The sequence below is a fragment of the Sulfitobacter sp. 1A13368 genome, assembly GCF_043557275.1.
Taxonomy (GTDB): Bacteria; Pseudomonadota; Alphaproteobacteria; order Rhodobacterales; family Rhodobacteraceae; genus Sulfitobacter; species Sulfitobacter faviae.
Map to the genome: position 1 here is coordinate 269,359 of NZ_JBIFFR010000005.1, position 12,395 is coordinate 281,753.

The following is a 12,395-nucleotide window of genomic DNA, read 5'->3' on the forward strand; positions in this document are numbered from 1 at the left end:
TCTGTCTTGCTTCGCCAGCGCGGATGCGCGGCCTGTTCAGGAAAAGTCGATTGCCGGGCGGACCTTGCCGGTGCAGGCGCCGAAACCCACGCGAAAGCCATCGCCCTGTGCGTGGCCGGTGAGGGTCAGCGTGTCGCCGTCTTCGACAAAGCTGCGGGTGCTGCCGTCTGCGAGGGTGATCGGCTCCTTGCCGCCCCATGACAGTTCCAGCAGCGACCCGCGCTGCGATTTCTCGGGGCCGGAGATCGTGCCGGAACCGAGCAGATCGCCCGCGTTCATCGCACAGCCGGAGGAGGCGTGATGCGTCAACTGCTGGGCGGCGGAGTAATACATCTCGCGGTAGTTGGTGCGGGCGATTTCTTCGGCCTCGCCGCCCTCGGGCTGGAGCATCACCGACAGGTCGATATCATAAAGGCCGGGTTTGCTTTCGCGCAGGTAGGGCAGCAGGTCTTTCTCACGCTCCGGCGTCGAGGTGCGGAAGGGCTCCAACGCGTCACGGGTCACGATCCACGGAGAGATCGACGTGGCGAATGCCTTGGCCTGAAAGGGGCCGAGCGGCTGGTATTCCCACGCCTGAATGTCCCGCGCCGACCAGTCGTTCAGCAGGACATAGCCAAAGATCATCTCATCCGCCGCGTCTATGTGGATCGGCTGGCCCATCTCGGTCGAGGTGCCGACGATCGCGCCCATCTCCAACTCGATATCGAGTTTCTGGCAGGGGCCGAAATGCGGCGCTTCGGCCTCGGGGGCTTTCAACTGGCCGTTGGGCCGCGTGATCTCGGTCCCCGAGACGACGACGGTGGAGGCGCGGCCATTGTAGCCGATGGGGATGTGCAGCCAATTCGGCGGCAGCGCGTTCTCGGCCCCGCGAAACATAGTGCCGACATTCGTGGCGTGATGCTTGCCCGCGTAGAAATCCGTATATTCGGAAACCATCATCGGCATGTGCAACTGCGCGGCCTCCATCGGCACCAGATGGGGCGCCACAACCGCCTGATCGGGCGCATCGGCGCTGAGCAGTTCGATCAGCCGGGAGCGCAAGGAAGCCCAAGCCGTGGGGCCAAGGTCCATTACATCGTTCCAATAGGGCACATCGAACACCGGCTCTTCGGCGAGGGTGATCAGCCCCTCTTCCTCCAGCGCGGCCATGTCCACGATCTGATCGCCGATGGCCACGCCGCAGCGCGCCTCAAGCTGATTGGTCGAAAAGACGCCGTAGGGCAGGTTGTTCAGCGGGAAATCGGTGGTGGCCGAATTGGCGCTCTCCACCCAAGAGGTCATCAGGGTCATATTGGTCCTTTCGCGGACAGCGGTCACTTCTTGCCCGGGGTGCCGTCGAATTTCTTCTCAAGGCTCTCCCAGCAGTCGATGTAATCGTCCTGCAACGGCGCCTCGCGGGCGGCAAATTCGGTCAGATGCTGCGGGAAGCGGGTCTCGAACATGAAGGACATCGTGTTGTCGAGCTTATGGGGTGCTAACTCGGCATTCGACGCGCCCTCGAAAGCGTTCCGGTCCGGCCCATGCGGCAGCATCATATTGTGCAGGCTCATGCCGCCGGGAACGAAGCCCTTGGGCTTGGCGTCGTACTGACCGTGGATATTGCCCATCAGCTCGGACATGATGTTCTTGTGATACCACGGCGGGCGGAATGTATCCTCGGCCACCATCCAGCGGTCGCGGAACAGCACGAAGTCGATATTGGCGGTGCCCTCCACGCCCGAGGGCGCGGTCAGCACGGTGAAGATTGACGGGTCGGGGTGGTCGAACAAGACCGCGCCCACCGGGCAATAGGTGTTCAGGTCGTATTTCACCGGTGCGTAGTTGCCGTGCCATGCCACCACGTCGAGCGGCGAATGCCCGATCTTGGTCTCATGGAACTGGCCGCACCATTTGATGGTGACGGTGGAGGGCACCTCGCGGTCCTCGAAAGCCGCCACGGGGGTTTTGAAATCACGCGGGTTCGCCATGCAGTTGGCGCCGATCGGGCCGCGCGCGGGCAGGTGGAACTTCTGGCCGTAGTTCTCGCAGACAAAGCCGCGCGCGGGGCCGTCCAGCACCTCCACCCGGTAGACCAGCCCGCGCGGAATGATGGCGATCTCCTGCGGGGCGACGTCCATGACACCCAACTCGGTGCAAAAGCGCAAGCTGCCCTCCTGCGGGACGATCAAAAGCTCGCTGTCGGCAGAGTAGAAATAGCTGTCCACCATGCTTTCGGTCACCAGATAGATATGGCTCGCCATGCCGACTTGGGTGTTCACGTCGCCTGCCGTGGTCATCGTGCGCATGCCGGTCAGCCAAGTCAGCGGCGTGTCGGAATGCGGCACCGGATCCCAGCGGTATTGGCCAAGGCTGGTTACATCCTGCGGCTGATGCGGCGCGGACTTCCAATAGGGCAGGTCGATCCGCGTGTAGCGCGACGAATGTTTGACCGAGGGCCGGATGCGGTAGCACCACGTTCGCTCGTTCTGATGAGAGGGCGCGGTAAAGGCGGTGCCGGAAAGCTGCTCGCCATAAAGCCCGTAGTTGCATTTCTGCGGGGAGTTCATGCCCTGCGGCAGGGCACCGGGCAGGGCTTCGGTTTCGAAATCATTGCCGAATCCCGGCATATAGCCCGGATGCGTGCCCGATGTGGTGGCCGCGGTTGTCATCGTCGATGGCTTGGACTGGCTGGTCATCTGTGCCCCCTTGCAGAATCTGTTACAAGCGTAATAGTTGGATTTGTAACTAACAAGCGGCGCAGCATGGCGGACGGTGACTTTCAGCTTCAGCATTTCCTGCCCTACCTGCTGAACCAAGCGGCGGAGGCGTCATCGCTTGAGTTTCAGCAGATCTACAAAAGCCGCTATGGCATGCTGCGCACCGAATGGCGGGTCTTGTTCCACCTTGGCCTCTATGGGCAACTCACGGCAAGCGAAATCGGCCAGCGCGCGCGGATGCATAAGACCAAGATCAGCCGCGCCGTGCACCGCCTGACCGAGCGCCGCTTCGTCACCCGCAGCCGCGACCCAGAGGATCGGCGGGTAGAGCATCTGTCGCTGACCCGGCAGGGCCAAGCGGCCTATGACGATCTGCGCGCCGTGGCGCAGCGCTACAATGCCGCGCTGATGGATGCGCTCGACCCTGCCGAGGCGGCGGTGCTGCGGCGGGCGCTGCTCAAGCTGTCGGATGTGGGACAGGGGGGCTTTACTTAACCCGTGGAAACCGCCACCGATGGCGCATGACCGATCAGACCAAAGGCCTCCTGCTCACCTTTCTTGGGGTGATGTGCATCGTTCCCGAAGCGCTTTTCGTGCGCGTCATCGACGCGCCGATGCTGACGCTTGCCTTTTGGAAGGTGACCCTCGTGGGCATGGCGATCGGCGCGGGCCTGCTGCTGGCCCAAGGCACCGCCCCCTTCCGCGCCCTCAGCCGCGCCGGATGGGCGAGCGCGATCTACATCGGCGGCGTGGCCTGCGCCGGGGTCGGCTTCGTGCTGGCCGTGCGCCTGACCTCGGTCGCGAATGTGGTCTTCATCCTCGCCTCGCTGCCGGTCTTTGCCGCGATCTATAGCCGGGTCTTTCTGGGCGAGCCGATCAGCCGACGCATGTTCTTTACCATCGCGGCGGTGCTTGCCGGGCTGGCCGTGATCGCCTTCGGCTCGGGCGAGACCGAGAATGCCTCGCGCGCGGGCGATCTGCTGGCCTTGTCGATCTCGGCCATCTTCGCCGGAGCGCTGACAGCGGCGCGCCACGCGCGCGCGGTGTCGATGGTGCCGGCGGTGGCACTTGCCTATCTGCTGGCCGGGGCGGTGCTGCTGCCCGTGGCGCAGCCGCTGCACATGCCCACCGCAGAACTGCCGCAAATGCTGCTCTACGCGGCGTTCATGGCCGCCAGCGCCGGGCTCATCGCGCTTGGCCCGCGCTATATCTCAAGCGCCGAAGTGGGCCTGCTCGTTTTGTTGGAATCCGTGTTGGCGCCGCTGCTGGTCTGGGCGGTGCTGGGCGAAGACCCCGGGATCTATGCGTTGATCGGCGGGGGGATCGTGGTGGGCGCGCTGTTCCTGTCGAACGTCATCGCCCTGTCGCGCCGCCGCCGGGTCGTGCCCCCGCTGCCGCGCCACTAGGATCAAAAGTCGGGGCTGACGCCCGGCAACTCCAACGCCTTGATCAGCTCACGCAACTCCTGCCGCGCGGCGATGTTCGAGATATTGAGCTGTTTCACCCCGATATCCTTGAGGTCCAGCAAGGTCAGACCGCGCGGGAAAAGCTCCCGAAAGATCACCCGCTCATTGAACCCCGGCGCGGTGCGAAAGCCGATCCGCTTGCTGAGGTTGTTGATCGCGCGCTCCATCTTCTCCTTGTTGACCATGCGCTGCGCCCCCAAACGGTTGCGGACCACGATCCAGTCGATCGCCGACAACCCGGCCTGCGCCCTGAGCTGCCGCGCGTTCCAAACCATCTCGGAATAGACGGAGGGGCCGGTGATCTTTTCGCCATTGGCGTCGATATGGGCCAAAAGATCAAAGTCGATGAAACTGTCGTTCAGCGGCGTGATCAATGTGTCCGCCAGCGAATGGGCCACCTGACTGAGGCGCGTGTGCGAGCCGGGGCAGTCGATCAGAATGAAATCATTGTCTGGCTCCAGCGCCGCCACCGCCGCGCTCAGACGATGGTCATACATGTTCTCGCCGGGGCGCAGGCTGCTGGCCTCTACATCCGGCAATTCGCAAAGCGTCGGACTGGCCAGCGTAAGGCCGGACTCGCGCATGAATTCACGGCGGTTCTCGATATAGCGCCCAAAGGTCCGTTGCCGCAGGTCGAGGTCCAGCCCGCTGACCTTATGGCCAAGCCGCGCCAAGGCCGTCGCCACATGCATGGAAACGGTCGATTTGCCCGCGCCGCCTTTTTCGTTACCGACGACGATAATATGCGCCATACTGCTGTCCCTTCGCGCCTGCCCTTCAAGACAGGATATTGTTGAGCCGCACTATATGTAGGGTTCACGCCTTTGGAAAGTGGCGAGGCCGCTTGTTCAGCCCGACCGTGGCAGCCCTGCCGCGTTTGGACATCGCGCACATTTGCGCTATTTTCACCGGTTAAGGCGCCGTGTAACACCGCGCCTTACCGCGCGCCGCGCACCCCAACGAACCGCTCAAGCAAGGCCTCCCCATGCCAGATCACCACCCCACCACATCGAAACAGACAACAGCCCGCGGCGTGTTGCCGTCTCTGGGCATGGTGATCGCGGAATTCGCGCTGGTTTGCCTGCTGGTGGCGCTGGTGCCGGTGACGGTCTACCTCGATACGGCCGTTCTGGGCGATGGCGTCACCGAAGATTCGCTGACCGAACATATGCACAACACGCTGCTGGCCATCGCGGCTGGGATTTTCATGATGGGCGCTTATCAACATGTGGGCATGCGGGGATATCTGACACTGGCGGCCACGCTCTTCGCCTGCATGTTCCTGCGCGAATATGACGCCGCGCTCGACCGTATCCAACACGGGTTCTGGATCTACCCCGCCCTCGTCACACTGGCGGTGGGCAGCTTCATCGCATGGCGCAATCGCGGCACCACGCTGCTGCCCATGCTGCACCACCTACAAACCCGCTCCGCCACCTTCGTTTATATCGGCGTGGTGCTGCTGCTCTTCTTTTCGCGGGTTTTCGGCACCGGTGCCCTGTGGGAGGCCGTCATGGGTGCCGCCTATGACCCGCAAATCAAAACCACCGTCCAAGAGGGCACAGAACTGCTCGCCTATCTGCTGATCGCCTATGGCGCGGTGCTTTCTCACCTGCACGGCTACGGCGCCCAAGCCGCCCTACAAGAGCGCCGCCTCTAACCCGGCTTCCCCCATGCGCGCCGGCACCCACCGGCACGCATGCCCCTTAACTTCATCCTTTCAAAAATACCTCCACACCGCTTGCCGCACACACCCGGCCCCGGCTCCATCCACTGCCCATCCCCCAAACGCAAAAGGCGCGACCCCCGAGGGGCCGCGCCTTTGTTTCGCACTGTCGGTAAGGCTTAGAAGCCCAGACCTGCGTATTTGTTCTTGAACTTCGACACGCGGCCGCCGGTGTCCATGATGCGGCCAGTGCCGCCGGTCCAGGCAGGGTGCACGGAGGGGTCGATGTCGAGCGACAGCTGGTCGCCTTCTTTGCCCCATGTTGATTTCATTTCCACAACGGTGCCGTCGGTCATCTTGACGTTGATGATGTGGTATTCGGGATGTGTATCGGTTTTCATCGACCAGTCCTTTATGCGTTCGCGCCGGAAAGCGGCTTGTAGTGGACGTTTTCGGCGATCCGTGCGGATTTGCCGCGACGGCTGCGCAGGTAGTACAGCTTGGCACGACGCACGCGACCACGGCGCACGACGGTGATGCTGTCGATGTTGGTCGAATGCAGCGGGAACACACGCTCCACGCCTTCGCCAAAGGAAATCTTGCGCACGGTGAAGGACCCGGCGATGCCGTGACCGTTCTTGCGCGAAATGCAGACGCCTTCGTAGTTCTGCACACGGGTGCGGGTGCCTTCGGTGACTTTAAAGCCAACACGAACGGTATCACCGGCACGGAAGTCGGGGATCTCTTTCCCCAGTTCGGCGACTTGTTCCGCCTCGATCTCTGCGATCAGGTTCATCTGACCATTCTCCTATGATGTTCGCGGTATTCCACGAAATTATGTCGCGACCCAGAGCTTCGGGTTCTATCGGGCAGCGCCGCGATCGTTTCTGATCAAGGCCCCCCGCCGGAGGTATCGTCGTCATTACTTAGTTTTCTGCGTAAAACGCAAAGTACCGGAGCCGCCAAAGCGATTCCGGATGCGCGGGGTATAGGGGGCAAAAGCGATAGGATCAAGGGGGCTGTGGCCACCTTGATCCTCTGTGTTTCAGACCTCTGCGCGCTGTCGCGTCAGGCCAGCGCGATCACGCCCAAGACAACGAGCAGAAACAGCACCAGAACGATGCCGATCAGCACTTTCGCCCCGGTCATCGCGGCACCCGATACGCGGCCAAAGCCCAAGAGCGCTGCAACGGCGGCGACGATCAACAGAATAAGAATAAATTCAAGCATTTGGATTCTCCCTCCGATATGGGAGATCAACGCGCCGCGCAGGGGCGGGTTCCGTATCGGGGCGCCGGCTTAGTCCTTACTCTCGAACGCGGCCCACATGTCGGGGCGGCGTTTGCGGGTCAGCTCTTCGGCCTGCGCCTGCCGCCATTTCGCAATCTCGCGGTGGTTGCCCGACATCAAAACGGGCGGAATCTCGCGCCCTTCCCATTCGGCGGGGCGGGTATATTGCGGATGTTCCAGCAGGCCCGAGGCGTGGCTTTCCTCTTCGATGCTCTCGGCATTGCCCAGCACGCCAGGCAAGAGGCGCACGGTGGCGTCGATCATCGCTTGGGCGGCCAACTCGCCCCCCGTCATGACAAAATCGCCCAGACTAACCTCGGTGATGCCGAAATGCTCGATCACCCGCTCGTCGACCCCCTCGAATCGCCCGCAGAGCATTGTCACGCCCGCGCAGCTTGCCAGATCGCGCGCCATGGCCTGATCGAACCGCCGCCCGCGCGGTGACATGTAGAGGATCGGCCAGCGCCCATGGGCGTGGCTTTGCGCGCGCGCCAGCGCCGGGCCGACCACATCGGCGCGCATGACCATGCCCGCCCCGCCGCCTGCGGGGGTGTCATCGACATTGCGGTGCTTGCCGATGCCAAAGTCGCGCAGGTCATGAGTGTGCAATTGCCAACGCCCTTCGTGCAGCGCCTTTCCGGTCAGGCTGGCGCCCAGCACACCGGGGAAGAGATCGGGAAACAGCGTGACGATCCGGGCCCGCCAGACATCAGCGTAATCGGGCGCGTCTTGCATCAGGGCGCGAGGTTTGAGGCTGGGGCGTGCGCTTTGACGTCCGTGAGAGCGGGTGGGTTTCATGCGGTTCCTGCCTGTTGCAATAGGGCGGTCTTGGCGCGGCGGCGCGCCTCGGGGTCATCGGCGTGTTGGCGGTTGGCGTCAAGCAGAGCCTGCAAAAGTTCCGCAGGCAAGCGCTGGTTCTCGGGCGGGGGCACGGTCATCTGCGCCAAGACCTCAGGCGGCAATGCGCAAAGGTCTAAGAGTGGCGTCGCGGGTCCAAGCGGCAGGTCGCGGCAGGCCTCCAGCCGCGTGTGATGCACAGGGCAGGGCAGACGCCGGGCAATCGTTTCGGCCACCCCATCCAAATCTGCCGCTGGGGCGTAGCGGGCTGTGAAAGTGGCAAGGTCGAGCGTCATGGAGGAGGCTTTGACATGCTCCCAATAGGCCGAAGCGATCCAATCCGCCGGATCGCGGGTCGAGAGGTAGACCATGATTTCCGCCCGGGGGAAACGGCGGCGCAGGCTGCGGGTAAAGGTCTCTAGCAGTTCGGGCGCGGCGCTGTAATCGGCCAGATCGCCACGTCCGGGCATGTGACCGGCCAGTTCCTCGGCCGAGAGGACCAGCGTCCGGCGCGGCATCCGGGGCAGGGCATCGAGAAGGGCGTCGAAGCGGTATTCGGCCTTGAGCAGCGTGAGCGGGTCGCGCCATGTGGAATAGCCGCGCGCGGCATGCAGCAGGTCTTTCATCTGCCAGCGCAGGCGCAGGGCGACATGGGGTTTCAGCAGGGCGCGGTTGGCGCGCAGGGTGGCTTGAACGGAACTGGTCCCGGTCTTGTGAAAGCCGGGATGCAGGATGATCCGGCGGGGCATCATCCGGCTCCGGTCTCAGCCATCCTTGCCCTCGGGCAGCACGCCCAAAGGCGGGTCGGCGATGATCCGGCCCGAGGCGAGATCGACCGTCGGCACGGCGGCTTTGGTGAAGGGCAGGAAGGTGGTGGCCGAGGTACCTGCAAGTTGCAGCTCCAACAGATCGTCCGCCCCGTGGTTCTGCACCGTTTTAACGCGCCCCAGCAGCACGCCGCCGGTGTCATAGACCTCAAGCCCGATGAGATCGGCGTGGTAGAATTCGTCATCCGGCAGGCCCGGCAATTGATCCCGCGCGGCAAAGAGCGAGACACCGCGCAGATCGTCAGCCTCTTCCTTGGTGGTAATTTCGGCGATGCGCGCGGCAAAGCCGTTTTTGACCGGGTGCAGCAAGGCGAGGGTGAACTGGCGGCTGCCGTCCTCGGTGCTCAGCGGGCGGTAGTTTTCGATGTCTTCGGGCACGGCGCAGTAGCTTTTCACGCGCACTTCGCCGCGCACGCCATAGGCGCCCGCGATGGCACCGACGCAGATCAGGTCTTGGTCACTCATTGCAACAACTCCGAATTCACGCAGATCGTCCCGGTCCATTCACCGGCCCCGGCTTTGCATTCATCCTGCATTAACTGCCGATCATAGCGGATGCCAAGGACAAAGCCGAGCACGAGCACGGACAGAAGGAACAGTAGCTTTCTCATTAGCGGGTCTCGACCTTGAGGCGGGGGGCGCGGGTCTCCCAACCCTTGGTTTCCAGTTCCGGCGTCAGGCTGTTTTCCTCGGGCCAGCCCATGCAAAGATAGGCCACCAGCGACCAGTCCTCTGGCACCGCGAGGTCACGGTCCAGCCGCGCGGGGTCGAGCACCGAGACCCAGCCCAGCCCGAGGCCATGGGCGCGGGCGGTGAGCCATAGGTGGGTGATCGCCCCCACCACGGAATAGCGCCGCATCTCGGGCATGGTGCCCGCGCCGAGGCCGCTGCCCTTTTCGGTGCTCTCATCACAGTAGATCGCCAATTGCTCGGGCGCGTCGCTCATCCCCGAGAGTTTGAGCCCGGCATAGAGCGCGGCCTTCTCACCCTCGTATCCGGCGAGGGCGCGGGCATTGGCGGATTGGAAATTCTCAAGCGCGGCTTGGCGCGCGGTGTCGGAGGCAACGCGGATGATCCGCCAGGGTTCCGACAGGCCCACAGAGGGGGCGAGGTTGAAACTGTCGAGGCAGCTTTGCACAAGCGCCTCGTCCAGCGGGTCTGTGCGAAAGCGGCGCACGTCGCGCCGCCATCGCATCAGGTCGTGCAGCCCGGCACGGAAGTCATCAGAGAATGTATCCATGCCGGGCGCTCGAAGCTTATTCTGCGGAAGCTTCTTCGGCAGGGGCGTTGGCAGCTTCGGCAGCGGCAGCGGCCTTGTCGGCTTTCTCCTGCGCGCGCTCTTGGGCTTTCTTGCCCGGTGCGCCCTTTTTGGGGTTGTTACGCTCGGTCTTTTCGCGGATGCCAGCGGCTTCCAGCATGCGAACGACGCGCTCGGTCGGCTGGGCGCCTTTGGCGATCCATTCCTGAACCTTTTCAACGTCCATTTTCACGCGGTCTTCGCTGTCTTTGGGCAGCAGCGGGTTGTAGGTGCCCAGCTTCTCGATGAAGCGGCCATCGCGCGGCATGCGGCTGTCGGCGGCCACGATGCGGTAGAAGGGGCGCTTTTTGGAGCCGCCGCGGGCGAGACGAATTTTCATTGCCATGGTGTTTAATCCTTTAGGTTGGTTGGGGGGACGGGAGGCCGCCCTATTCTTGGTGGGTTTTGTGGTGCCGAATGACTTCGGCGATGATGAAGTTCAAGAACTTCTTGGCGAAGACGGGGTCGAGGTCCGCCGCTTCCGCCAAATCTTCGAGCCGCTCGATCTGGGCCGCTTCGCGGGCCGGATCGGAGGGGGGAAGGTCGTGCGTGGCCTTGAGTTTCCCCACGGCCTGCGTGTGTTTGAACCGCTCGCCCAGCGTATAGACGAGGATCGCGTCGAGCCGGTCGATCGAGGCGCGGTGCTCTTTCAACAGCTCGGCGGCGCGGGCGGCGGTATCTGTGAGGGGCTCGGTCATTTCTTCTTCCCGAAACCGCTGAGGCCCCCGGGCAGGCCCATGCCGCCGCCGAGGCCACCGCCCATGCCACCCAGACCGCCGGGCAGCTTGCCGCCCATTTGTTTGGCCGCCGCTTCCAGCGCCTTGGGGTCCATCTGGGAGGGGTCCATGCCGCCGGGCATGCCGCCCTTGCCCATCATGCCCTTCATGGCCTGCTTGAGCATACCGCCTTTGCCCATCTTGCCCATCTTCTTCATCATGTCGGACATCTGGCGGTGCATCTTCATCAGCTTGTTGAGGTCAGAGACCTCCATGCCGGCACCCTTGGCGATCCGCTTCTTGCGGCTGGCCTGCAGCAGGGCAGGGTTGGCGCGCTCTTTCTTGGTCATGGATTGGATGAGGGCGATCTGCTGCTTGAGGATCTTGTCGTCGAAACCGGCATCTTCGACCTGTTTCGCCATTTTCCCCATGCCGGGCATCATGCCCATCATGCCCTGCATGCCGCCCATCTTGATCATCTGTTCAAGCTGCATCTTCAGGTCGTTCATATTGAACTGACCCTTGGCCATGCGCTTCATCATCTTCTCGGCCTGTTCGGCCTCGATGGTTTCCTGCGCCTTCTCGACCAGCGCCACGATGTCGCCCATGCCGAGGATGCGGCCCGCGATGCGCTCGGGCTCGAAGGTTTCGAGCGCGTCCATCTTTTCGCCCAGACCGACGAACTTGATCGGCTTACCGGTCACGGCGCGCATCGAAAGTGCTGCACCGCCACGGCCATCGCCGTCCATCCGGGTCAGCACGACGCCGGAGATGCCGATACGCTCGTCAAAGTTCTCAGCCGTGTGCACGGCATCCTGACCGGTCAGGCCGTCGACAACCAGCAATGTTTCACGTGGATTGGCCACGTCGCGCACGGCTTCGACTTGGCTCATCAACTCTTCGTCGATGGACAGACGGCCCGCGGTGTCGAGCATATAGACGTCGTAGCCGCCCAAGCCCGCCTGCGTTTTGGCGCGTTTGGCGATTTGCACCGGGCTTTCGCCCTTGACGATCGGCAGCGTGTCGACGCCGATCTGCGTGCCGAGGATTGCCAACTGCTCCATCGCGGCGGGGCGGTTCACGTCGAGTGAGGCCATCAACACGCGCTTGCCGTCGCGGTCTTTCATGCGCTTGGCGAGTTTTGCGGTGGTGGTGGTCTTACCGCCGCCCTGCAGGCCGACCATCAGGATCGGCGCGGGCGGGCTGTCGATCTTGAGCGAACCGGGTTCGCCTTCGCCTTTCAGCACGTCAATCAGCGCGTCATGGACAATCTTGACGACCTGCTGGCCCGGCGTCACCGATTTAGTCACCGCTTGGCCCGTGGCCTTTTCCTGCACCGTCTTGACGAATTCACGCGCCACGGGCAGCGAAACGTCCGCTTCCAACAGGGCGACGCGCACTTCGCGCAGGGCGGTCTTGACGTCCTCGTCGCTGAGCGCGCCTTGTTTGGTCAGGCGGTCAAAGACACCAGAGAGCCGTTCGCTAAGATTTTCAAACATGGGCACAGGGCCTTTCGGGTCGGTTGCACTTGCCCTTATCTAAGGACGCGCGCGAAAATGCACAAACGCCCCAGTGGGCGCAACGCGCTGACTGGGGGCGA

17 protein-coding genes are annotated in these 12,395 nt (G+C 63.3%); 3 read left to right on the plus strand and 14 right to left on the minus strand.

Annotated features, from left to right (window positions below):
* Positions 1 to 36: 36 nt before the first annotated feature.
* Together fahA and hmgA are read right to left on the minus strand one after the other, a co-directional pair.
* On the minus strand, positions 37 to 1,290 hold the full coding sequence (gene fahA, locus ACGYK4_RS12500; RefSeq protein ID WP_394456798.1) for a fumarylacetoacetase: 1,254 nt from the start codon (positions 1,288 to 1,290) through the stop codon (positions 37 to 39).
* 23 nt (positions 1,291 to 1,313) lie between these two features.
* Positions 1,314 to 2,675 carry a homogentisate 1,2-dioxygenase gene (gene hmgA / locus ACGYK4_RS12505; RefSeq protein ID WP_394456800.1) on the minus strand — a complete coding sequence of 454 codons (1,362 nt, stop codon included), beginning with the start codon at positions 2,673 to 2,675 and terminating at the stop codon, positions 1,314 to 1,316.
* Between the two features lie 66 nt (positions 2,676 to 2,741).
* On the opposite strand from hmgA, the gene ACGYK4_RS12510 reads away from it, so the two are divergent.
* A complete protein-coding gene (locus ACGYK4_RS12510) occupies positions 2,742 to 3,191 on the plus strand; it encodes a MarR family winged helix-turn-helix transcriptional regulator (protein WP_394412303.1) in 450 nt (149 codons plus the stop codon).
* 26 nt (positions 3,192 to 3,217) lie between these two features.
* Positions 3,218 to 4,102, plus strand: coding sequence for a DMT family transporter (locus ACGYK4_RS12515; protein WP_394456802.1), 885 nt, complete (start codon positions 3,218 to 3,220; stop codon positions 4,100 to 4,102).
* Positions 4,103 to 4,104: 2 nt separating this feature from the next.
* On the opposite strand, the gene ACGYK4_RS12520 is transcribed toward ACGYK4_RS12515, so the two are convergent.
* Positions 4,105 to 4,914 carry a division plane positioning ATPase MipZ gene (locus ACGYK4_RS12520; RefSeq protein ID WP_394386070.1) on the minus strand — a complete coding sequence of 270 codons (810 nt, stop codon included), beginning with the start codon at positions 4,912 to 4,914 and terminating at the stop codon, positions 4,105 to 4,107.
* Positions 4,915 to 5,147: 233 nt separating this feature from the next.
* Here ACGYK4_RS12520 and ACGYK4_RS12525 point away from each other — a divergent pair, with 233 nt between their 5' ends.
* Positions 5,148 to 5,822: a hypothetical protein gene (locus tag ACGYK4_RS12525; RefSeq protein ID WP_394386068.1), complete on the plus strand. Its 675-nt coding sequence runs from the start codon at positions 5,148 to 5,150 to the stop codon at positions 5,820 to 5,822.
* A gap of 185 nt (positions 5,823 to 6,007) precedes the next feature.
* On the opposite strand, the gene rpmE is transcribed toward ACGYK4_RS12525, so the two are convergent.
* The 11 genes from rpmE to ffh all read right to left on the minus strand — a co-directional run bounded on the left by rpmE (position 6,008) and on the right by ffh (position 12,294).
* The gene (rpmE, locus tag ACGYK4_RS12530) at positions 6,008 to 6,229 is read right to left on the minus strand and encodes a 50S ribosomal protein L31 (protein ID WP_067262252.1); all 222 of its coding nucleotides are present in this window, start codon (positions 6,227 to 6,229) and stop codon (positions 6,008 to 6,010) included.
* Between the two features lie 11 nt (positions 6,230 to 6,240).
* Complete coding sequence (rplS, locus tag ACGYK4_RS12535; RefSeq protein ID WP_067262249.1) at positions 6,241 to 6,624, minus strand: 50S ribosomal protein L19; 384 nt, start codon at positions 6,622 to 6,624, stop codon at positions 6,241 to 6,243.
* A gap of 272 nt (positions 6,625 to 6,896) precedes the next feature.
* Positions 6,897 to 7,058, minus strand: coding sequence for a DUF1328 family protein (locus ACGYK4_RS12540; protein WP_394386066.1), 162 nt, complete (start codon positions 7,056 to 7,058; stop codon positions 6,897 to 6,899).
* Positions 7,059 to 7,127: 69 nt separating this feature from the next.
* The gene (gene trmD / locus ACGYK4_RS12545; RefSeq protein WP_394429375.1) at positions 7,128 to 7,916 is read right to left on the minus strand and encodes a tRNA (guanosine(37)-N1)-methyltransferase TrmD; all 789 of its coding nucleotides are present in this window, start codon (positions 7,914 to 7,916) and stop codon (positions 7,128 to 7,130) included.
* The gene (locus ACGYK4_RS12550; protein ID WP_394429373.1) at positions 7,913 to 8,704 is read right to left on the minus strand and encodes a hypothetical protein; all 792 of its coding nucleotides are present in this window, start codon (positions 8,702 to 8,704) and stop codon (positions 7,913 to 7,915) included. The genes trmD and ACGYK4_RS12550 overlap by 4 nt, the downstream gene beginning before the upstream one ends.
* A 15-nt stretch (positions 8,705 to 8,719) precedes the next feature.
* On the minus strand, positions 8,720 to 9,247 hold the full coding sequence (gene rimM / locus ACGYK4_RS12555) for a ribosome maturation factor RimM (protein ID WP_271688341.1): 528 nt from the start codon (positions 9,245 to 9,247) through the stop codon (positions 8,720 to 8,722).
* On the minus strand, positions 9,244 to 9,393 hold the full coding sequence (locus tag ACGYK4_RS12560) for a hypothetical protein (protein ID WP_169306052.1): 150 nt from the start codon (positions 9,391 to 9,393) through the stop codon (positions 9,244 to 9,246). Before ACGYK4_RS12560 ends, rimM begins: the two co-directional genes overlap by 4 nt.
* Positions 9,393 to 10,022, minus strand: coding sequence for a 5,6-dimethylbenzimidazole synthase (gene bluB / locus ACGYK4_RS12565; RefSeq protein WP_394456804.1), 630 nt, complete (start codon positions 10,020 to 10,022; stop codon positions 9,393 to 9,395). The genes ACGYK4_RS12560 and bluB overlap by 1 nt, the downstream gene beginning before the upstream one ends.
* A 16-nt stretch (positions 10,023 to 10,038) precedes the next feature.
* A complete protein-coding gene (gene rpsP / locus ACGYK4_RS12570) occupies positions 10,039 to 10,425 on the minus strand; it encodes a 30S ribosomal protein S16 (RefSeq protein WP_067262240.1) in 387 nt (128 codons plus the stop codon).
* Between the two features lie 43 nt (positions 10,426 to 10,468).
* On the minus strand, positions 10,469 to 10,777 hold the full coding sequence (locus ACGYK4_RS12575) for a chorismate mutase (protein WP_067262239.1): 309 nt from the start codon (positions 10,775 to 10,777) through the stop codon (positions 10,469 to 10,471).
* Complete coding sequence (gene ffh / locus ACGYK4_RS12580) at positions 10,774 to 12,294, minus strand: signal recognition particle protein (protein WP_394412320.1); 1,521 nt, start codon at positions 12,292 to 12,294, stop codon at positions 10,774 to 10,776. The genes ACGYK4_RS12575 and ffh overlap by 4 nt, the downstream gene beginning before the upstream one ends.
* Positions 12,295 to 12,395: the final 101 nt, after the last annotated feature.

Bases quoted from the DNA above. Each gene is read 5' to 3' on its own strand.
- fahA (WP_394456798.1), bottom strand. From the start codon at position 1,290: ATGACCCTGATGACCTCTTGGGTGGAGAGCGCCAATTCGGCCACCACC.
- hmgA (WP_394456800.1), bottom strand. From the start codon at position 2,675: ATGACCAGCCAGTCCAAGCCATCGACGATGACAACCGCGGCCACCACA.
- ACGYK4_RS12510 (WP_394412303.1), top strand. From the start codon at position 2,742: ATGGCGGACGGTGACTTTCAGCTTCAGCATTTCCTGCCCTACCTGCTG.
- ACGYK4_RS12515 (WP_394456802.1), top strand. From the start codon at position 3,218: ATGACCGATCAGACCAAAGGCCTCCTGCTCACCTTTCTTGGGGTGATG.
- ACGYK4_RS12520 (WP_394386070.1), bottom strand. From the start codon at position 4,914: ATGGCGCATATTATCGTCGTCGGTAACGAAAAAGGCGGCGCGGGCAAA.
- ACGYK4_RS12525 (WP_394386068.1), top strand. From the start codon at position 5,148: ATGCCAGATCACCACCCCACCACATCGAAACAGACAACAGCCCGCGGC.
- rpmE (WP_067262252.1), bottom strand. From the start codon at position 6,229: ATGAAAACCGATACACATCCCGAATACCACATCATCAACGTCAAGATG.
- rplS (WP_067262249.1), bottom strand. From the start codon at position 6,624: ATGAACCTGATCGCAGAGATCGAGGCGGAACAAGTCGCCGAACTGGGG.
- ACGYK4_RS12540 (WP_394386066.1), bottom strand. From the start codon at position 7,058: ATGCTTGAATTTATTCTTATTCTGTTGATCGTCGCCGCCGTTGCAGCG.
- trmD (WP_394429375.1), bottom strand. From the start codon at position 7,916: ATGAAACCCACCCGCTCTCACGGACGTCAAAGCGCACGCCCCAGCCTC.
- ACGYK4_RS12550 (WP_394429373.1), bottom strand. From the start codon at position 8,704: ATGCCCCGCCGGATCATCCTGCATCCCGGCTTTCACAAGACCGGGACC.
- rimM (WP_271688341.1), bottom strand. From the start codon at position 9,247: ATGAGTGACCAAGACCTGATCTGCGTCGGTGCCATCGCGGGCGCCTAT.
- ACGYK4_RS12560 (WP_169306052.1), bottom strand. From the start codon at position 9,393: ATGAGAAAGCTACTGTTCCTTCTGTCCGTGCTCGTGCTCGGCTTTGTC.
- bluB (WP_394456804.1), bottom strand. From the start codon at position 10,022: ATGGATACATTCTCTGATGACTTCCGTGCCGGGCTGCACGACCTGATG.
- rpsP (WP_067262240.1), bottom strand. From the start codon at position 10,425: ATGGCAATGAAAATTCGTCTCGCCCGCGGCGGCTCCAAAAAGCGCCCC.
- ACGYK4_RS12575 (WP_067262239.1), bottom strand. From the start codon at position 10,777: ATGACCGAGCCCCTCACAGATACCGCCGCCCGCGCCGCCGAGCTGTTG.
- ffh (WP_394412320.1), bottom strand. From the start codon at position 12,294: ATGTTTGAAAATCTTAGCGAACGGCTCTCTGGTGTCTTTGACCGCCTG.